The sequence below is a fragment of the Tepidibacter sp. Z1-5 genome (genome assembly GCF_037844525.1).
Lineage (GTDB): Bacteria > Bacillota > Clostridia > Peptostreptococcales > Peptostreptococcaceae > Tepidibacter_A.
Genome location: NZ_JBBMMD010000014.1, coordinates 49,535 through 68,865 on the forward strand (window position 1 = coordinate 49,535; position 19,331 = coordinate 68,865).

The 19,331-nt window shown below is 26.5% G+C and carries 18 protein-coding genes and 1 other annotated feature; of the genes, 4 read left to right on the forward strand and 14 right to left on the reverse strand.

The window, feature by feature from the left end; genetic code table 11:
• Positions 1-26 precede the first annotated feature (26 nt).
• On the forward strand, positions 27-1,055 hold the full coding sequence (locus WJW32_RS03580; RefSeq protein WP_340255104.1) for a tyrosine-type recombinase/integrase: 1,029 nt from the start codon (positions 27-29) through the stop codon (positions 1,053-1,055).
• Between the two features lie 40 nt (positions 1,056-1,095).
• Here WJW32_RS03580 and hfq read toward each other — a convergent pair whose 3' ends face one another.
• The 5 genes from hfq to miaB all read right to left on the reverse strand — a co-directional run bounded on the left by hfq (position 1,096) and on the right by miaB (position 8,501).
• On the reverse strand, positions 1,096-1,341 hold the full coding sequence (gene hfq, locus WJW32_RS03585; protein ID WP_340255107.1) for an RNA chaperone Hfq: 246 nt from the start codon (positions 1,339-1,341) through the stop codon (positions 1,096-1,098).
• Positions 1,342-1,378: 37 nt separating this feature from the next.
• Positions 1,379-2,323 (reverse strand): tRNA (adenosine(37)-N6)-dimethylallyltransferase MiaA, encoded by a 945-nt coding sequence (gene miaA / locus WJW32_RS03590; RefSeq protein ID WP_340255110.1) that lies wholly within the window; start codon positions 2,321-2,323, stop codon positions 1,379-1,381.
• A 21-nt stretch (positions 2,324-2,344) separates the two neighbouring features.
• Positions 2,345-4,378: a DNA mismatch repair endonuclease MutL gene (gene mutL, locus WJW32_RS03595; protein ID WP_340255113.1), complete on the reverse strand. Its 2,034-nt coding sequence runs from the start codon at positions 4,376-4,378 to the stop codon at positions 2,345-2,347.
• Positions 4,375-7,002 carry a DNA mismatch repair protein MutS gene (mutS, locus tag WJW32_RS03600; protein WP_340255226.1) on the reverse strand — a complete coding sequence of 876 codons (2,628 nt, stop codon included), beginning with the start codon at positions 7,000-7,002 and terminating at the stop codon, positions 4,375-4,377. Before mutS ends, mutL begins: the two co-directional genes overlap by 4 nt.
• Before the next feature lie 65 nt (positions 7,003-7,067).
• The gene (gene miaB / locus WJW32_RS03605; RefSeq protein ID WP_340255116.1) at positions 7,068-8,501 is read right to left on the reverse strand and encodes a tRNA (N6-isopentenyl adenosine(37)-C2)-methylthiotransferase MiaB; all 1,434 of its coding nucleotides are present in this window, start codon (positions 8,499-8,501) and stop codon (positions 7,068-7,070) included.
• Positions 8,502-8,760: 259 nt separating this feature from the next.
• Here miaB and WJW32_RS03610 point away from each other — a divergent pair, with 259 nt between their 5' ends.
• Together WJW32_RS03610 and WJW32_RS03615 are read left to right on the forward strand one after the other, a co-directional pair.
• A complete protein-coding gene (locus tag WJW32_RS03610) occupies positions 8,761-9,447 on the forward strand; it encodes a DUF421 domain-containing protein (RefSeq protein ID WP_340255119.1) in 687 nt (228 codons plus the stop codon).
• Positions 9,448-9,831, forward strand: a complete 384-nt coding sequence (locus WJW32_RS03615; protein ID WP_340255122.1) for a DUF4363 family protein — start codon at positions 9,448-9,450, stop codon at positions 9,829-9,831. It abuts the gene before it with no gap.
• A 103-nt stretch (positions 9,832-9,934) separates the two neighbouring features.
• Here the strand turns inward: WJW32_RS03615 and asnA are convergent, their stop codons facing one another.
• Positions 9,935-10,945 (reverse strand): aspartate--ammonia ligase, encoded by a 1,011-nt coding sequence (asnA, locus tag WJW32_RS03620; RefSeq protein WP_340255125.1) that lies wholly within the window; start codon positions 10,943-10,945, stop codon positions 9,935-9,937.
• A gap of 124 nt (positions 10,946-11,069) precedes the next feature.
• Positions 11,070-11,321 (reverse strand) — a binding site (T-box leader).
• 263 nt (positions 11,322-11,584) lie between these two features.
• Here asnA and WJW32_RS03625 point away from each other — a divergent pair.
• Positions 11,585-11,878 carry a hypothetical protein gene (locus WJW32_RS03625; RefSeq protein ID WP_340255128.1) on the forward strand — a complete coding sequence of 98 codons (294 nt, stop codon included), beginning with the start codon at positions 11,585-11,587 and terminating at the stop codon, positions 11,876-11,878.
• Positions 11,879-11,902: 24 nt separating this feature from the next.
• Here the strand turns inward: WJW32_RS03625 and WJW32_RS03630 are convergent, their stop codons facing one another.
• The 8 genes from WJW32_RS03630 to yyaC form a co-directional block, all read right to left on the reverse strand.
• Positions 11,903-12,529: a MerR family transcriptional regulator gene (locus WJW32_RS03630; protein WP_340255130.1), complete on the reverse strand. Its 627-nt coding sequence runs from the start codon at positions 12,527-12,529 to the stop codon at positions 11,903-11,905.
• Positions 12,530-12,630: 101 nt separating this feature from the next.
• Complete coding sequence (locus tag WJW32_RS03635) at positions 12,631-13,266, reverse strand: HDIG domain-containing metalloprotein (protein WP_340255133.1); 636 nt, start codon at positions 13,264-13,266, stop codon at positions 12,631-12,633.
• 469 nt (positions 13,267-13,735) lie between these two features.
• Positions 13,736-14,872 (reverse strand): TolC family protein, encoded by a 1,137-nt coding sequence (locus WJW32_RS03640; RefSeq protein WP_340255136.1) that lies wholly within the window; start codon positions 14,870-14,872, stop codon positions 13,736-13,738.
• 24 nt (positions 14,873-14,896) lie between these two features.
• Positions 14,897-16,093, reverse strand: coding sequence for an ABC transporter permease (locus tag WJW32_RS03645; RefSeq protein WP_340255139.1), 1,197 nt, complete (start codon positions 16,091-16,093; stop codon positions 14,897-14,899).
• A 24-nt stretch (positions 16,094-16,117) separates the two neighbouring features.
• On the reverse strand, positions 16,118-16,804 hold the full coding sequence (locus WJW32_RS03650; RefSeq protein ID WP_340255142.1) for an ABC transporter ATP-binding protein: 687 nt from the start codon (positions 16,802-16,804) through the stop codon (positions 16,118-16,120).
• A 19-nt stretch (positions 16,805-16,823) separates the two neighbouring features.
• Positions 16,824-18,059 (reverse strand): efflux RND transporter periplasmic adaptor subunit, encoded by a 1,236-nt coding sequence (locus tag WJW32_RS03655; protein WP_340255145.1) that lies wholly within the window; start codon positions 18,057-18,059, stop codon positions 16,824-16,826.
• Positions 18,060-18,233: 174 nt separating this feature from the next.
• Positions 18,234-18,518, reverse strand: a complete 285-nt coding sequence (locus tag WJW32_RS03660) for a hypothetical protein (protein ID WP_340255148.1) — start codon at positions 18,516-18,518, stop codon at positions 18,234-18,236.
• A gap of 148 nt (positions 18,519-18,666) precedes the next feature.
• A complete protein-coding gene (yyaC, locus tag WJW32_RS03665; protein ID WP_340255151.1) occupies positions 18,667-19,242 on the reverse strand; it encodes a spore protease YyaC in 576 nt (191 codons plus the stop codon).
• Between the last annotated feature and the right edge of the window lie 89 nt (positions 19,243-19,331).

A 19,331-nucleotide genomic window follows, 5' to 3' on the forward strand; every position in this document is an offset into this window, starting at 1 on the left:
AGTTATATGTACTATTAAGGGGGGTTATGATGAAATACACGACAGATGATTTGATTAGAAGTTTAAAACTCAGAAGACAACTATTTCCTATAGGTAATTATCCAATAGAGTTTAAAGAAGCTTTTGAAGTGTTTGTAGATGCTCTAATTTCAGCCCAAAAATCTATAAACACCATACAAGCCTACTATTTCGATTTAAAGACGTTTTTCGAATTTTTAATGATAAACTATGAGGACATAGAATATCTTGCCGATATACGCCCTCTAGCACTCACACGTTTTTATACATATTTGCAAACTGAAAGAAAAAATTCATATAAATCCATAGTCAGAAAAAAAATGGTACTGAATGTGTTCTTTAAATATTTAATAGAACAAGGAGTAATACTCGAGCGCCAAAATCCAATTAAGAAAGAAGAAGTAATAAAAAGCAAGGTTTCAAATAAAAAATCACCGCCTGTTTTTCTCGAAACATATGAGATAAAAAAAATATTCGATTTTATAAAAAACTCACGCTCTAATAGATTTTATAAACTAAGAAACCTTAGTATAATATCACTAATGCTTTATAGCGGGCTTAGAGTATCTGAAATTATAAGTATAAACTTAAAGGACATAGAATATGCACTTAATCACGAAATTCTATCAATTGTAGGGAAAGGAAGTAAAGAAAGAAAAATCCCAATCTTAAAAGATGAGATTTTAAACGGAAGTTTAAATCCGTTGTATCAATACTACATAGAAAGATTAAAGTTAGACATTGATACCGATGCACTTTTTATATCAACAAAAAAAACTAGACTTACAGCAAGAGCCATTCAAATGCTCATGAAAAAATATTCAACTAATACTGATTTGAACAAAACAATAACCCCTCATAAACTAAGACATACATTCGCTACTCACTTGATAAAAAATGGAGCGGATATAAGGAAGGTCCAAGAACTACTTGGGCATTCATCCATATCCACTACTCAAATTTATACACATATACAAATAGACGACTTGAAAGATACTTTAAAAGAATATAAACTTGATTTAAATTCTTTAATATAACAAAAAAACACATCTAAACTTAGATGTGTTTTTTGTTATATTACTTCTTAATATTATTATTAGAATTAATTAAATTTATATTCGTATTAGGTATTATTGTAGATACAGCATGTTTATAAATCATTTGCTGCTTACCTTCATTTTCTAAAATTATTATATAACTATCAAATCCCTTTACTCTACCCTTTAACTGAACTCCATTCACTAAAAATATTGTTATAGCTACTTTTTCTTTTCTAGCTTGATTTAAAAATAAATCCTGTAGATTCAATGTGTTGTTTTTCAAAGCTACCCCTCCTAATTATGTATATTTTATTAATATTCTATAAATTTTTTAAATTCCCTTCTATATAAGATAAAATTAATGATTTTACCTCATCTTGACTCGAAAAACCATCTAAATCTATCCATTTTGCAAAATCATACCTTTTAAACCATGTTATTTGCCTTTTTGCATATCTTCTACTATCCCTTTTTATCAACTCAATAGCATCTTCTATAGAATAATCTTCTTTTATAGCTTTAATTATTTCTTTATAACCTATAGCTTGCATAGAAGTCATTTTTGCATCATATCCCATTTCTAGAAGCTTGTTTACTTCCTTTAAAAGACCTTGATTTATCATAATATCGACTCTTTTATTTATTCTTTCATAAAGATATTCCCTATCTCTATTTAATATTATAAGAATCGGATAATAATCTTCATTAAACTTTACATCATTTTTAAAGTCACCTATTTTTTCATTACCGTCTAAACAAACTTCAATAGCTCTAATAACTCTTTTCACATTATTAGGATGTATTCTTTTTGCACTTTTTTCATCAAGTTCCTTTAATTTATTATGAAGGTATTCAACTCCATATTCATCTGCTTCTTTTTGGAGTTCATCCCTAAGCTTTGTATTTCCTTTAGATTTAGTAAAATCCATATCATATATTAAAGAATTTATATAAAGACCCGTTCCCCCTGCTATTATAGGAATTTTTCCATTTTCATATATCTCATTAATATATGTTTTAGCTCTTTTTTGAAAATCAACTACAGAAAATTCAACGTCAGGTTCAACTTCATCTATTAAATAATGTTTTACACCACACATCTCGTCTTCTGTTATTTTAGCAGTACCTATATCCATATATTTATATATTTGCATAGAATCAGCAGAAATTATTTCTCCATTAAGTTCTTTTGCTAAATTTATGGATAAATCCGTTTTTCCAACAGCAGTAGGTCCTGCTATAAATACTACCGGTATTTTCCCCATATCTCAATCACCTTTCTAATATTAAATAATTCTTTTAAACATTTTCTCGATTTCTTTTTTTGTCATCTCTACTATAACAGGTCTTCCATGAGGGCAAGTATATGAATTATTGCACCTCTTTAATTTTTCTATAAGATTATTTATTTCTATATTTTCAATTCTATCATTCGCTTTAATAGCACTTTTACAAGCCATAGATGCTATTTGTTCTTTTTTGAAATCATAATTATTAGACAATTTATCTATATTATCTATTATATCCATTATAAAATTTTCAGATTCAGGAACTCCAAATACATTAGGTACAGATCTAACTATAATAGAATTATCTCCAAATAATTCAACTTCAAAACCAAATTTCATAAATATATCTAATTTATCCTCTATAATAAACATATCTTTATTAGACAATTCCATAATCATTGGTTTTAATAACATTTGACTAGATATATTTTCAGTATTAAATTTCATTATATATTCCTCATATACAACTCTTTCATGAGCAGCATGCTGGTCAATTAAAAATATAGATTCTTTAGCTTGGCATATAATATAAGTATTAAAGATTGTTCCTACTATATTTAAATCCTTCAGTTTTTCATCTTTATATTCATATGATATTCCTTCATTAGATTCTTTAACTTCTTCTACATCAAAGTTTATAATTTCTTTTGTATTATGTTTTATAAAATCATCATTTTCTTTTTCAATTAATAATTTACTATAATCAACCTCGTTTAAATTGGTTTTCGAATCTATTTTATCCTCTGTAAGTATACTATCATTATCTATATCTACCTTACCTAAACTATTATCTATATTATTTATATATGACTTATCTAATACACTATCTATGTTTTTATTATTTTCATTTTTCATGCTATAAACAACGTTTTTCTGTTCAACACTATCTATTTTAATTTGAGTTTCATTTTGTTTAATTTTCTTCGAATCTATTTTTTCTTTATTAATATCTATTATCAAATCATCTATAGCTATAATATTTTCTTTATTATTTTGATTTTCAACTTTTTGATTGTTTGCAACATACTTAGGTATCAAGTTTGTACCGAGCAAAAGTTCATTAATCTTAATTTTTATCAAGTTAAATATTCTTTTATCATCTTCAAATTTAATTTCTAGTTTATTAGGGTGAACATTTACATCTATCTTTTGCGAATCTATGGATAGATTCAAAAAGCATATAGAATGCTTATTTATAGGAAGTATTCCCTTATAAGCTTCATAGATAGCAGCTAATATCAATTTACTTTTTACATAACGACCATTTATATATATATGTTGTAGAGTTTTATTGTTTCTATATATACTGTTATTCCCTATATATCCTTCCAATTTCAAAAAATCAGTCTCAATTTCTATACTTTTTAAATTATCAGAAATTTTTTTGCCATATATAGATCTTATAGTGTTCTTAAGATTTCTATCACCAGGACTAGTTAACATAATTCTATTATTGTTGATATATTTAAATTGAATATCAGGATTCCCTATACAAAGCTTATTTATCATATCAGTTATATTTATATTTTCGCTTGTAGATGACTTTAAGAATTTTTTTCTAGCTGGAGTATTAAAGAATAACTCTTTAACTATAATAGTAGTTCCTATAGAAGTTCCTATAGGTTCTTTACTTTTTATAACTCCACCTTCTATGCATACTTTAACCCCTATTGTATCTTCTGAAGTTCTAGTTATAAGTTCAACCCTGGCAATTGACGCAATACTAGCCAAAGCTTCTCCTCTAAACCCCAACGAATCAAGAGAGTAAAGATCATCTATCTTAGATATTTTACTTGTAGCATGTCTTAAAAATGATTTTTCAACCTGGCTCTTAGATACGCCATGGCCATTGTCCGTAATTCTTATTAATTCCTTACCACCATTTAATATTTCTATTGTTATCTTAGATGATTTTGCATCTATAGAATTTTCAACTAATTCCTTAACTACAGAAGAAGGTCTTTCAACAACTTCTCCCGCTGCTATCTTATTTATGGTATATTCATCTAGAAGATTTATTTCTTTAATCAATTAGCATCATCTCCAATTAATTTAGCCTTATTTTGAAGATTATATAAAGCATTCATAGCATCAATAGGTGTCATACCGACTATATTTAAAGATAATATCTCTTTTAATATAGATTCTTTTTCTAAAATTCCAAAACTAATTTGTTCATTTAAATCGTCTTTTTTATTATCAATACTATATTCTTCATCAGTTACAGCATTTTCTTTAACTTGAAGCGAAGAATCTTTTGCATTTTCTCCATTACCTTCTAGTTGTAACAGTATTTCATTAGCTCTACTTATAACAGCATCTGGTAATTCCGCAAGCTTCGCAACATGTATTCCGTAACTTTGATCTGCTCCACCCTTTATTATTTTTCTTAAAAAAATTATGTCCTCGCCTTGTTCTTTTACAGCTACACAGTAATTTTTAATACCAAATAACTTTTCTTCAAGTTCTGTTAATTCATGGTAGTGAGTAGCAAATAATGTTTTACATCCTATTTTTTCGTTAATATACTCTACTATGGACCAAGCTAAACTAAGTCCATCAAATGTACTAGTTCCCCTACCTATTTCATCAAGTATTACCAAGCTATTTTTCGTGGCATTCTTTAAAATATGAGAAACCTCAGTCATCTCTACCATAAAAGTACTTTGTCCTTGCGACAAATCATCACTCGCTCCAACTCTTGTGAATATTCTATCTACAATAGGTACATCAGCTTTTTGTGCAGGCACAAAAGATCCTATATGTGCTAGCAATGTTATTAAAGATACTTGTCTCATATATGTGGATTTTCCAGCCATATTAGGTCCTGTAATTATCCCAATTTTACTATCTGAAGTATTCAGTTCAGTATCATTTGGAACAAAATTTTCTTCTCCTATTATGCTTTCAACAACAGGATGTCTTCCATTTATTATACAAAGCGTATCCTCACCAGTCATATTAGGCTTACAGTAATTATTTTGATAAGCAACCTTACCTAATGAATTTATAACATCTATAAAAGCTATTGTTTTAGCAACTTGTTGAATTCTATTTATATTTTCATATAATCTATTTCTAACTTGTACAAATATACTATATTCAAGATCTTTTATCTTTTCTTTTGCATTTAAAATTTGTTCTTCAATTGTTTTTAATTCCTCAGTTATAAATCTTTCTGCATTACTAAGTGTCTGCTTTCTTATATAGTAATTTGGTGTTTCAAATTGCTTTAAATTGGATTTAGTTATTTCTATATAATATCCAAATACTTTGTTAAAACCTATTTTCAAAGATTTTATACCCGTTTTACTTCTTTCTTTATCTTCTATTTCACTTATAACAGCAGCACCATTTTTAGTTAAATCTCTTAACTTGTTTATATCTTCATCATAACTAGATTTTATTATATTACCATCTTTTAAAGTTAACGATGGTTCCTCTATTATAGATTCCTCTATTAACTTATAGATATCCACTAAATCATCCATATCATTTACTAGCTTTTTCATATGCTTAGTGTCAGATTTTCGTAATAATTCTTTTATACCTGGTATTTTTTTTATTGATTCTTTCAGGTTTATAAGTTCTTTAGGGTTTATTTTTTCAAAAGCGAGTTTTCCACACAATCTTTCTATATCGTATATGTTTTTTAATTCTTCATTAAGGTCCTCTCTCAAAGAAAAATCATCTTTTATCTCTTCTATTAAATCAAGTCTTTTTTGTATTCTTTCCTTATTGATAAGAGGTTGTTCAATCCATTTTCTTAAAAGTCTTCCTCCCATGGCAGTATTAGTTTTATCTAATACATGAAGTAAAGACCCTTTTTTTTGTTTGCTTCTTAGTGTTCGTGTAAGTTCTAAATTAAGTCGTGTAAACATATCAATAGACATAAAATCATTAGAATTATAAATAGAAATAGTACTTATATTAGAAGCTATTTGTTTTTGTGTTGAAAAAATGTAATTCAAAAGACCAATTAAACTAAATTTTATATGAATATTTTCATTTAAGTTAAGTTCATTTATATAGTCTTTAGAAAAATATTTTTCTAAAATATTATCATCATCATTGTAGTATATAAATGAATCATCATTTAAATAAGAATTATTAAGGGTACATATTGTTTTCAACTGATCAGTCTCAATATTGAAATATATAACCTCTTTAGGTTGAATTTTAGCAATTTCTTCAATCAAATTTGATTCATCTATACTAGTTGCATAAAAATCACCAGTGGTTATATCTACGTAAGATATACCTATTTTCTTATCTTCCTTATATATAGACAGTAAATAGTTATTCTTTTTATTATCTAGTAAATTTTCTTCCATTACAGTTCCTGGACTTACAACCCTTACCACATCTCTTTTTACTAACCCTTTAGAAGCGGAAGGATCTTCTACTTGCTCGCATATAGCTACCTTATATCCATTTTCAATTAATTTTGATATATATGAACTAGATGAATGAAAAGGAACCCCACACATAGGAGCTCTTTCTTCAAGACCACAGTTTTTACCAGTCAAAGCTATTTCTAATACTCTAGATGCAACTATTGCATCCTCAAAAAACATTTCATAAAAATCTCCAAGTCTAAAGAAAAGTATGCTATCTTTATAATTTTCCTTTATTTGAAAATATTGTTTCATCATAGGTGTTAATTTATCCAAATATTCTCCCTCCAATCATTAGAAGAAAAGCACTCATAATTTGAGTGCTATTCTTTGATAATTATTCCATTTAAAGAAAATCTTCTAACTTCTGCTATTTTCACATTAACTAATTGTCCTATAAGCTCACTTGGACCTTCAAAGTTGACAAGCTTATTATGTCGAGTTCTACCAGAAAGTTTTGAACTATCATTTTTACTTTCTCCCTCAACTAAAACTTCTACAATCTCATCCTTATACTTCATATTTTTTTCTTTAGCTATCTTATTAACCTCTGCTAGCAATCTATCAAAGCGATCATGCTTTACATCATCAGGAATTTGATTTTCCATATCAGCTGCTGGAGTTCCTTTTCTAATTGAATATATAAATGTAAACGCAGAATCGTACTCTACTTTTTTAACTATATCCAATGTATCTAGAAAATCTTCCTCTGTCTCTCCCGGAAAACCTATCATTATATCCGTAGATAAAGTCACACCCGGTATTTCTTCTTTTATCTTCTTTACCAAAGCTAGGTAATCTTCCTTAGTATATTTTCTATTCATTTCTTTTAAAACTTTAGTGCTTCCAGATTGTATCGGCAAATGTAAGTATTCGCATACTTTATCACACTCTTTCATAGCACATATTAAATCATCAGATAAGTCTTTAGGGTGAGATGTCATAAATCTTATCCTCTCTATACCATCTACCTTATTAAGTTCTCTTAAAAGATTTGCAAAAGAAAATGGTGTTTCAAATGTATTACCATATGAATTTACATTTTGACCTAATAATGTTATTTCTTTAGTTCCATTTTGTGCAAGATCCTTAACCTCTTCTATTATATCTTCTGGATTTCTACTTCTTTCTCTACCTCTAGTGTATGGTACTATACAGTAAGTACAGAAATTATTGCACCCATATGCTATATTTACAAATGCTTTCAATTCATATTTTCTATTACTTTTTAATCCTTCAACAACCTCTCCATCTACATCCCAAACATCTACAAGTATTTGATCACTTTCTAATGATTCAGAAAAAAGTTGTGCGAATTTATATAAATTATGTGTTCCAAAAACTAAGTTTACATGTTTAAACTTTTTCTTTATTTCTTCAACAACATGGGGTTGTTGCATCATGCATCCACAAACAGCAATAACAAGGTTTGGATTTTTTTCTTTTAGAACTTTTAAATGTCCTAAATTTCCGTATACTTTAAGTTCAGCATTTTCTCTAACCGCACAAGTATTATATATTATAAGGTCTGCCTCTTCAGTTTTATCCGTCTTATCGTATCCCATTTCATTTAACATAGCATCTAGCTTTTCAGAATCGTGCTCATTCATTTGACAACCATATGTTACTGTAAGATGTTTTTTCCTCTTTCCAGTCATTTCAAAATATCTATCATTTTGAGATTTTATAACCTCTATATATTTATCTTGTTCTCTTATTTTTTCTATCGGAACATGTACTTGTTTTCTTTTACCCAAAATAATTCCTCCTTAACCACTTCAAAGCTTCTTATATTTGTCTTTTTTGATTCAAATTTTATTATATCAAAATTAGATAAAAAAAAGAAGAGAATAAGTTGCATTCTCTTTTTTAATTTATTCACCGTTCCATCTGTATTCTCTATAAACACATAGGGGTTTAATTTTATCATACAAGTATTTATTTAAAATCAAGTATAAATATTTGTATATTGGAAATTATATCTAATATAACATATCAATAAGGAGATAGGTTTAAATGATCATAATACTAGTTAGAACTTTAATATTATATATATTTGTACTTATAAGTGTACGTATTATGGGTAAAGGTGAGTTGTCAGAAATGCAACCTTTCGAATTAGTGGTTACATTGATGATAGCTGAACTTGCATCACTTCCTATGGAAGATACTAAACTTCCTCTAATTAATGGAGTTATAGCTATTTTTACTATATTATTTGTTCAAATCACTATATCTTTTATAAATTTAAAAAGCGAAAAAGCTAGAGGATTTATATGTGGAAAGCCTAGCATACTAATAAACAAAGGTGTTATAAATGAAAAAGAACTTATGCGACTTAGAATTAATATGAATGACTTAATAGAGCAATTGAGAACAAAAGACTACCCTGTAATAAAGGACGTTGAATACGCTATATTAGAAACAAGCGGAGATTTAAGCATAATTCCAAAACCAAATAAAAGACCTCCTACAGTCGAAGATATTAACGCCTCACCAGTATATGAAGGTCTACCTACATCTTTAATAATAGACGGGAAGATAAATTTCGGAAATTTGACATATCTTAATCTTGATGAATCTTGGTTGAAAAACATATTAAAACAAAACAATATATCTACTATAGAAGAGGTATTTTTTTGCAGTATAGATGAAAACAATGATGTTTTTGTACAGAAAAAGTTGAGTAAAGGAGATATTTAAATGAAGTCTTTTATTGCATCTATCATAGCTACTATTATAATAATATTCTCTTGGAATTATATATACAACCATTATGTAGATAATTATTGTATAGACTCTATAAAATCTTTAGAATCTATATCTAATTATATAGATAAAAGTCATTGGAAAAATGCTAATAATGAAATTTTAAAATTGGAGAAGAGTTGGAATCGTATGAGAAAGACTTGGAGTATATTTCTAGATCATCACGAAATTGATAATATTGATATAGCCATGGCAAAACTTTTAAAAAATATCGAACTTAAAAATTTAAATCTTTCTTACGAACAATTACAATCTCTTAAAGAATTTTTCAAAATAGTATCTGAAAATGAAAAATTAACACTTACAAATATATTATAATATTTAGACTTATTAAAAATAAAAGGATATAAAAAAGATAATGTATTATCTTTTTTATATCCTTTTTATTTTCATATAATCAAACTATTCATGAATGGAATTTTTATAATAAGAATATATTTTGTTCTTCACACTTCTCTATCATTTCTTTTGGCCAAATAGAAGCTTGTACTTCTCCTATATGAGCTTTTCTTAAGAAGAACATACAGATTCTAGACTGTCCTATTCCACCACCGATTGTTAATGGTAATTTGTCTTCTAATAACATTTTATGAAACTCAAATTCTTTTCTTGATTCGCATCCTGCTAAAGAAAGTTGTTTTTCTAAAGCTTTTTTATCTACTCTTATTCCCATTGAAGAAAGTTCAAATGCACTTTCTAATACAGGGTTCCAAAATATTATATCTCCATTTAAATCCCAATCATCATAATCAGGTGCTCTTCCATCATGTTTTTCTCCTGATTCTAATAAATCTCCTATTTTCATTATAAATACAGCGCCTTTTTCTTTTGCAATTGCACTTTCTCTTTCTTTAGAAGTAAATCCTGGATACTTATCTTCTAATTCTTGTGATGTTATAAAGAAAATTTCTTTAGGAAGAATTTTTTCTATATCATATAATTCATACATATGTTCTTCTGTTTCTTTAAAAACACTGTATATAGTATTAACTATATCTTTTAGATACATTTCACTTCTATCTTCTTTTGTTATAATTTTTTCCCAATCCCATTGATCCACATAAATTGAGTGTAGGTTATCTAAATCTTCATCTCTTCTTATAGCATTCATATCTGTATATAAACCTTCATGTACATCAAATTTATATCTAGCTAAAGCCATTCTCTTCCACTTAGCTAAAGAATGTACTATTTCTGCTTCTGAATGATTGTCTCCTCTAACATCAAATGATACAGGTCTTTCTACACCATTCAAGTTGTCATTAAGACCCGATTCAGGCTTTACAAATAAAGGTGCTGATACTCTAGTTAACTTCAATCTATCTGATAAGTTTATTTGGAAAAAATCTTTTATTTGTTTTATAGCAATTTCAGTTTCTTTAAGTCCTAATTTAGGCTCATATCCTGTAGGTATTATTAATCTTTCTAACATAATGTCTATTCCTCCTAGTTATTGTTTAATTTAAATTTTAGTATTTATAAGACTATTATTCATCACTTTGTTTAAACATGGCCATGTTTTTTTGTAACAAAAAAACCTTTCATCTCTATATAAATATAGAGACGAAAGGTTTGACTTCCGCGGTACCACTCTAATTAGCTCTAAGCTCTCCTTAACAAGTACGAAGTTTATATAAAACTCGATACTGTCTAACTATAACGGTTTAGATCCGTCTAAGCCTACTCTCATACGATTTCAGTTAGAAACTCAGAGACGTTCTTCGCTATATCTTTTATATCGATCTCTCACCACCATCGATTCGCTGAAATAAAATCAATATAGTTACTCTTCTCTTCATAGTCTTTAAATAAATTGTTTATCTTTAAAATGTATTATATATTTATTATTTCCAATTGTCAATATAATAATATTTTTTTATATATAAAGTTTATAATATTTAGGAATATATATATAATTGTTTGCATATATTAAAACAAATCCAGTAGATAACATTGATAAAAGGACCACAGTATCAAATATTTTTAAGCAACAGAGCCCGTAGGACTCGTTGGCTACATGAGTTATGCCATGGCATAAAGCAAATTTTTTATTAAAAAGGGGGACAAACATATGAGGAAAATATTTGTTTTTTTATTTGCTTCAATTTTAATATTTAACTTAACAGGATTCACATTCAAAGATAAACAAGAATATATATCTACAGGTTACTACAATGGAATGATCGATGATAACTCTATAGAAGTCTCATCAAATAATGAAACACTAGTATTGAGGCTAACATCTAAATTGAAACCCTACTTTATTAAAAATATATTAAATGAAAATAAATATGTAGAATTTAAATACTATAAAAATGAATACAATCAATTTATCCTAATATGTATAGATTTTAAAAATAATTAATTAACATTAAAAACGTTATGTAAACTATTTATTTTTGCTGAATAGTTTATTAAAACTTGTTGGTTTATTTTTACATTCTTCTTTTTGAATTAAAATTTCAACTTTAGAATTAAGTTCATATATCATATTCATTAACCTTTTATTTTCTGATCTTAATTGATTATTCTCAACTTTTATTAAATTTATTAATTTTTCTATTTGTCCATCAATTTTATCATTTAAACAGTTATTAAAATTATCTAATAATATATCATTATTGTTTTTGAATAATTCATTTGTAAAATTTGTTATATATTTTTCAAAATTTCGCCTTATATCATTTTGAGCTTCTAAAGAAATATAGCTATTGTTTGTTATAGAATTTTTTATTGTATTTTCCAAATCCTCGTTATATTTATTAGTTCGATCTAATAAAATTTGTTTTTTATTCTTTTTTCCATTTTTTAATTTTAATATTTCTTTAAACTTGTTAATATCTTCAACAGAGTATCTTCTATGTCCTTTTTCATTTCTTTGAACAGGTATATTATATTTTTCTTCGTATTTCCTAAGTGTAGACTGAGAAATATTTATTATTTCCGATGCTTCTTTAGTAGTATATAAACTATTATCAAAATTATTGTAATGTATATTAGTTGAATTATTAGTCATTTTTCACCTCCTATATTGATGCTATAGCTTAAAAGCATACTATAAAACTGTATATTAAAAGTACATATATTGTCAAGTAAACAATATATGTACTTTTAATTCTATTTTTTATTCTGCAAATGCTGCTTGCATTTTTTTATAAACATCTCTATATTTTTATCTTCCTCTTCTATTTTTTCTTCACACATATTTCCTCTGCCCAATCTATCACAAGTTCCAAATAAAGCTAATTCCTCAAAAGTTGTTTCAGATAACATTTCATCTATTTGGGCAAAAGGTAAATCTTTTACTACAAATAATAAGTGCATATGCCATCTTACAAGAATACATACTTCATTGATAAATTTATCATCATCTGTAAATTCAATTAAGAACTCTCTTGCCAATTTTGCACCTATACAATCATGGTTATATGATGTTATCTTCTTTTTACTTACTTTAGTTGTAGATGGCTTTCCTATATCATGAAGCAAAGCTGCCCACATAAATCCTCTAGGATTCTTACTCAATATCTTTTTATCAGCAGCAACATCAAGTACCATCATAGTATGATTCCATACACTTCCTTCAGGATGATATTTCTCAGATTGAGGAGTATCTTCTAATTTTTTTAACATCGAAAATGGATATTCATCTAACATATTATCATTTTTAATTTTATTAAAATATACTGAAGGCTTACTATCATTTAATAAATGATGATCCCATTCTTTGAATATTTCTGTCTTAGAACTCATAAAAAACCTCCTAAAAAATCTAGTTTATATCTATGAAAATTTCATTTCATTTTTAAAGCCAATTGCTATTTATAATACAATCTATTTTTATTAAACCATTTAATATTAATATTATCCCATACAAATATAATAATATTTATTTGCATAGTAAATTCCAAAAACTATACTGTAAATTCAATAACTAATTTAAAATATAAAAATTTCAAATTATAAATAACTATATTAGTTTCATATAAATCTAGGATTTACAAAATTGGTTTATATGAACTTTTTAGCTTAATATTCCAGAATATATTCATTAGAATCGGTTATTATAATAGTACAACGAGAAATTAATAAGCAACTACATAAATTGCAGAGATGTATAAATCTATATGATTTTAAGCACTCATGCATTGTAGTTTAATTATTAAATTCTTGTTTAATATAAAAGAAAGCTTAGAATGAATTCTAAGCTTTCTTATTATATTTATTTGACATAATCATAATTCGATATATATTTATCTAAATTTCTTTGAAATTCAAATTTATTATTCATGTAATCAAGTTCTTTATTCATCATATCTATTTTAGCATTTTCAATATCCATTTTACTCAATCTACCATATTCAAAAAGATTGTATTTATTTTCAAGAATAGTTTTAGAATTCTTTAAAATTTGTTCGTTATCATTTAATTTTTCTTTTGATAAGATGAGTTGAGAATATTCATTTTCCAATTCATTTTTTATTGAAATTTCTTTTTCTTTATATGATTCTTTATAATTGTTTAAAGTTCTCTCTTCCTCTTGATATATGTATGTATTTGGAGTATATTTAATTTTAATATTATTTAAATTTAAATTTTGGATTTCATAACTATTTTTTAGATTTATGTAATCATATCTATTTTTCAAAACCATATCCATAATATTTTCAGGTCTTTGTATATTTTCAATATCAAAATCTTTATCTATATCATCTAATACAACAACATATCTTTCATTCATTTCATGCGCCATTAATTGATTTAAGCTATTATATAAGTTTTCTAATTCAATTTTTTTAGTGCTTAATGATGTAACAAATTCATCATATTTATTTTGACTACTTTCTAAATCAATATCTGAAATTTTACCAAGTTTATTTTTCAACTTTAATATTTCTAGTTTTTTAGATTCATGCTCCATATTCTTTTTTGCTATGTCTAACTCTTTTTGCTTAATTAAAATATCTTGAAATGAAGTTAATACTTTTCTTTTTATTTCTTTTTCATCTTCTTTTAATTTTATTTCATTACTTTCTATTTTCATATCAACTTCTTTACTTTTATCCCCTGATTCATATTTATAATCTTCCAGTGTAGCATCCCATTCTGAGCTTGATTTTCTATTTTTCACTTGCTTTTCTTGCCTTTTTGTTTTCCAACGTTCATCGTGCAATGTCTCCAAGCTTCTATTATCTTCTTTTAATATATTTGAATTTAATATAGCTTCACTCTGAGCTTTTTCCAAAGTTAATATATTATTCTGCATATCATTTGCAAATGCTTTAAATTTTATAATTGAATTAAAAAGTGTAAATACTACAATCATAATAAATAACACTATACGTCTATTCTTTTTCATATTAACCTCCAATCAATCTATAATCTACTCGTATCTAAGCGCTTCTATAGGATCAAGCTTAGCCGCTTTATTTGCAGGATATAATCCGAAGAAAATTCCAACAATAGCGGAAAACGAAACACTTATTAGTATATATTTAATAGGAACACTAGGATTCACTTTCAAAATTAATGCTGCTATATTAGACACTCCAAGACCCAATGTAACTCCTATTAATCCACCTAATCCTGATATTATCATAGATTCGACTAAAAACTGAAGCAGTATATCTTTTCTTTTAGCTCCTAGAGCCTTTCTTATTCCGATTTCTCTAGTTCTTTCAGTTACAGAAACCAACATTATATTCATAACACCTATTCCTCCAACTAATAAAGATATAGCAGCTACTGCTCCTATTCCTAAAGATATTTTACTTAATACATTATCAACTATATTCATTTCACTTTTTGAAGATTTCGCCTCATATAGATTTTCCTTATTTTTGATTCTAGATACATATTTTGAAATTTTATCACATGTTGAATCAATATCAATTTTTTCAGATAATTGAGCCTGAACATAACTATATAAACCATCATACTGTACAATGCTTACAGGAGCATAAAGTAAAGTTGTATCTTCTTTGTTGAATTTATCAAATATTGAAGGTGGATCTTGATATACACCTACTATAACAAAAAGTTGTCCAGAATCTCCACTTTCTATCTTTACAGTTTCTCCAACTACATTTGCTCTTTTAAATAATTTAAGAGCTAGTTTTTTATTTATAACAGCTACAGATCTTCTTCCTTTAATATCGACTTTATTCAAAAATCTTCCATTTATAATATTTACTTTTCCTACATATTTATAATCTTCATTTGTTCCTTGTATATCTACACCTGCAACTGATTTGTTTTTCTTAGCTTTCCCAGATCCCCAAGTAACAGGGGATATATATTCAATTTCTTTTGAAAATGCATTCTTTATTTTTTCAAGTTCACTATCGTTTAAAAAATCAGTAGATCTTATTTCATCACTCCAATTTAAACGAATAGTTACTCTATGTGTACCAAAACCTTCAAATTCTTTACCTATACTTGCTTTACCAATCTCTCCTAGAGTCATTATTGTAATAACAGAGCTAATACCTATTATTATACCAAGCATTGTCAAAAAAGATCTCATCTTATTTGCTCTTAGACTGGATATCGCTAGCTTAAAATTTTCTAAAAAAAACAAGATAATAACCTCCAATCTAAAAATTTATAATCTATTTTTAACAAGTTCATCTTTTATTAAAACACCATCTTTAAAAGCGACTATTCTTTTACAGTGTTGTGCAATTTCAGGTTCATGTGTCACAAGTATTATTGTTACACCCTCATCGTTCAACTTCTTAAAAATTTCCATTACCTCATCTCCTGATTTTGAATCAAGATTTCCTGTTGGCTCATCAGCTAAAATTAAAGGAGGTTCATTGGCTAATGCTCTAGCAATTGCAACTCTTTGTCTTTGACCTCCAGACAATTCATTAGGCATATGATGTATTCTGTCCTTTAATCCAACTTTTTCTAAAATCGCAACTGCTTTCTCTCTTCTCGCATTTTGACTTTTTCTAGCATATAAAAGCGGTAATTCTACATTTTTTAGCGAAGATGTTCTTGGAATAAGGTTAAATGACTGAAATACAAATCCTATTTTCAAATTTCTTATATTTGATAACTCTTCTTCATTTCTATCTTGTATAGGTATTCCATCAAGCAAATATTCTCCAGAAGTTGGTTTATCAAGACATCCTAAAATATTCATAAAAGTAGATTTACCTGATCCAGAAGAACCCATTATTGCTACAAATTCTCCTTCTTTTATAGTAAGAGAAACATTTTTTAGCGCAGGAACTTTTATATCTCCATTTTGATATACTTTTTCTAGATTTTTAACTTCTATCATTTTTATACCTTCTTTCTAACTACTTCATAGTAGAGACTTTCATTCCATCTATGAAAGTTTCATTAGGATTAAGAGCTACTTTATCACCAGGCTTTATATCTTTTGATATAACCTGTACAACTAAATCACTTTGAATTCCCAATTTAACAGGGATTTCCTTTAACATTTCATCTTTTACCACAAATATACAATTAGTTTTATCTGGTTTTTCATAGATTGCTTCGTAAGGAAGAACTAATGCATCTTTTTGTTTCTCCGTTTCTATTTTAGATTCAATTACAAGTCCTGGTCTTAGCCCTTGTATATTCCCAGTTAAATCTATTTCAACAGGAATTATTATTTGTTTACCTGAAGCAGAACCCTCTTTTATTTTTGCAGTTGGATAGATATTAGTTATCTTTCCTTTGAAAGTAGCATCAGAAAGAGATTCCGTAGTTAAGTTTATTTCTTGTCCTTTATATAATTTACTGATATCAAATTCATTTATGTCAAATGTTGCTTTTAAATTATTTAGATCCTCTATAACGAATATTCCTCCAGCGCCTTTAGGAATTGATCCAATTTTTGCATTAACGGCTGTAACGGTTCCATCAATTGGACTTTTTAGTGTTGATTTACTTAAATCATCTATTTTTTGTTCTAAATTCAACTTTTTAAGTTCCAATGATTTTGCATCAGAATCATTATTTTTTTCTCTTATAGCTTTATTTAAATCTGCTTTTATTTTATCTAAATTGTTTTGAGATTTTTTATATGTATTATAATCAGAATCAAGTTCATCCTTACTGATGCTTCCTAATTCATATAATGATTTAGAACTTTCATATTTGTTTTGAGCAATTTCAAAATCCATAGTTTGATTTTCTATATCTTTTTGCAAGGATAAAATTTGTTCTTCACTATTTTTTTCTTTATATTGAGCTTCTTGAATTTCAAATTCAAGTTTTGCAGATTCAATATCTTGATTTAATTGTTTCATATCAAAGGTTGCTAATTTATCTCCTCTTTTTACTTTGTCTCCTTCTTTCACAAATATATTATCTACTATATATGTAAGATCTGAAGATATTTCTGAATTTACTTTACTTTTTAATTCTCCTTTCACATATATATTAGAACTTATATTACTTTTTTTTATATCAGTTGTTGTTACTGACATATCATCACTTGATCTTGATGTTTTAAAATTTAGTACTGCAAATAATAAAATAACTAAACTTATTGATATACCTATTATTTTCTTTTTTCTTGTCATTTGGTTTACCTCCCACATTAGATTAATTACATGGAATAAATTGTAATTTTTTTGTTTTATAGTATGATTATAACATTTTAGTATTTTGTTTTGCTTAAAATTTTCTTAAATTTTTCTTAAATTTTGTATTATTTACAAAAAAAATAGTAAAACAACACATAATGTGTTGTTTTACTATTTTTCAATTTCACTATTGTCTATTAATTCTATAATTTCAGGATCATTGTTTTTACTATTTCTATTATTTCTATTTTTTTTCTTTTTATTTAGTTTTGGTTCACTTTCAATTTCTTCATTAAGGCATTCTATATTTTCTTCTCTTACTTCATTATGTTTTTTTTCATCGCAGTTTTTACATTTTGATTTTTTTACTTTTTTACTTACTTTTATTTCTTTTTTATTGTGCTCGTCAGTTTTATGATTTTTCTTATTTTTTTTGAAAGCTTTAAATAAACTCATAATTTACCTCCTTATTATTAAGTACATATTATTTTATGTTTTATGGTTTTATGTTGTTACATTTATATTTCAATAATTTTTCTTTTTATTTCTACTAGGAATAATATATTTTAAAAGATGCCATTTGCATTAATGCAAATGGCATCTTTCAAAATATATTATTCTGTATTTGGTTTTTCTGAGTACATGTCCATAATGCATGATCTATTCCCCTTGATATAAATTCAGACATCTTCATAATTAATTGTAATCTTGTATTTTGTAAAACCATAAATTCCATGAAACCAGATACATTCACTATTCCCAATATATTTATATCTCCTACAGAAGGTAATTTTTTATTTACTCCCGCTCCAGGTTTTAATGCCCCATTTGATACTTTAATACATCCTACCCTGTCAGATGCTCCTAAACATGCATCTATGGCTATTATAAACGGGCTTTCATAATGGTTATTTATATATTCAATTGTATCATTTAGATTTTTTGCATGAACAGGTTCTTCTAATGTTCCATGTATATATATTTCTTTGTATTTATTTATTTTATTTTGAAGCTTGTACCCAATTAACGGTCCCAATGAATCCCCTGTACATCTATCTGTGCCTATGCATAATATAACTATTTCTTTATGTTCTTTTTTATAATTTCCTTTAATATAAGTTTTGAGTATATTAGGAAAATGTATGTAAGCATTATTATCTTTTATATTTATCTCATTCAACTATATTCACCTACCTTTTTTCTTACAATACAAGTTTTTCCTGAATATACGAAAAAAATTCATCTATATTGAATATAGATGAATTTTTT

Excerpts from the sequence above, each read along its gene's own strand:
- WJW32_RS03650 (WP_340255142.1), bottom strand. The coding sequence starts at position 16,804 with ATGATAGAAGTTAAAAATCTAGAAAAAGTATATCAAAATGGAGATATA.
- WJW32_RS03660 (WP_340255148.1), bottom strand. The coding sequence starts at position 18,518 with ATGAGTTTATTTAAAGCTTTCAAAAAAAATAAGAAAAATCATAAAACT.
- miaA (WP_340255110.1), bottom strand. The coding sequence starts at position 2,323 with ATGGGGAAAATACCGGTAGTATTTATAGCAGGACCTACTGCTGTTGGA.
- WJW32_RS03640 (WP_340255136.1), bottom strand. The coding sequence starts at position 14,872 with ATGAAAAAGAATAGACGTATAGTGTTATTTATTATGATTGTAGTATTT.
- WJW32_RS03655 (WP_340255145.1), bottom strand. The coding sequence starts at position 18,059 with ATGACAAGAAAAAAGAAAATAATAGGTATATCAATAAGTTTAGTTATT.
- WJW32_RS03580 (WP_340255104.1), top strand. The coding sequence starts at position 27 with ATGATGAAATACACGACAGATGATTTGATTAGAAGTTTAAAACTCAGA.
- mutS (WP_340255226.1), bottom strand. The coding sequence starts at position 7,002 with ATGATGAAACAATATTTTCAAATAAAGGAAAATTATAAAGATAGCATA.
- asnA (WP_340255125.1), bottom strand. The coding sequence starts at position 10,945 with ATGTTAGAAAGATTAATAATACCTACAGGATATGAGCCTAAATTAGGA.
- WJW32_RS03625 (WP_340255128.1), top strand. The coding sequence starts at position 11,585 with ATGAGGAAAATATTTGTTTTTTTATTTGCTTCAATTTTAATATTTAAC.
- WJW32_RS03615 (WP_340255122.1), top strand. The coding sequence starts at position 9,448 with ATGAAGTCTTTTATTGCATCTATCATAGCTACTATTATAATAATATTC.
- WJW32_RS03635 (WP_340255133.1), bottom strand. The coding sequence starts at position 13,266 with ATGAGTTCTAAGACAGAAATATTCAAAGAATGGGATCATCATTTATTA.
- WJW32_RS03610 (WP_340255119.1), top strand. The coding sequence starts at position 8,761 with ATGATCATAATACTAGTTAGAACTTTAATATTATATATATTTGTACTT.
- WJW32_RS03630 (WP_340255130.1), bottom strand. The coding sequence starts at position 12,529 with ATGACTAATAATTCAACTAATATACATTACAATAATTTTGATAATAGT.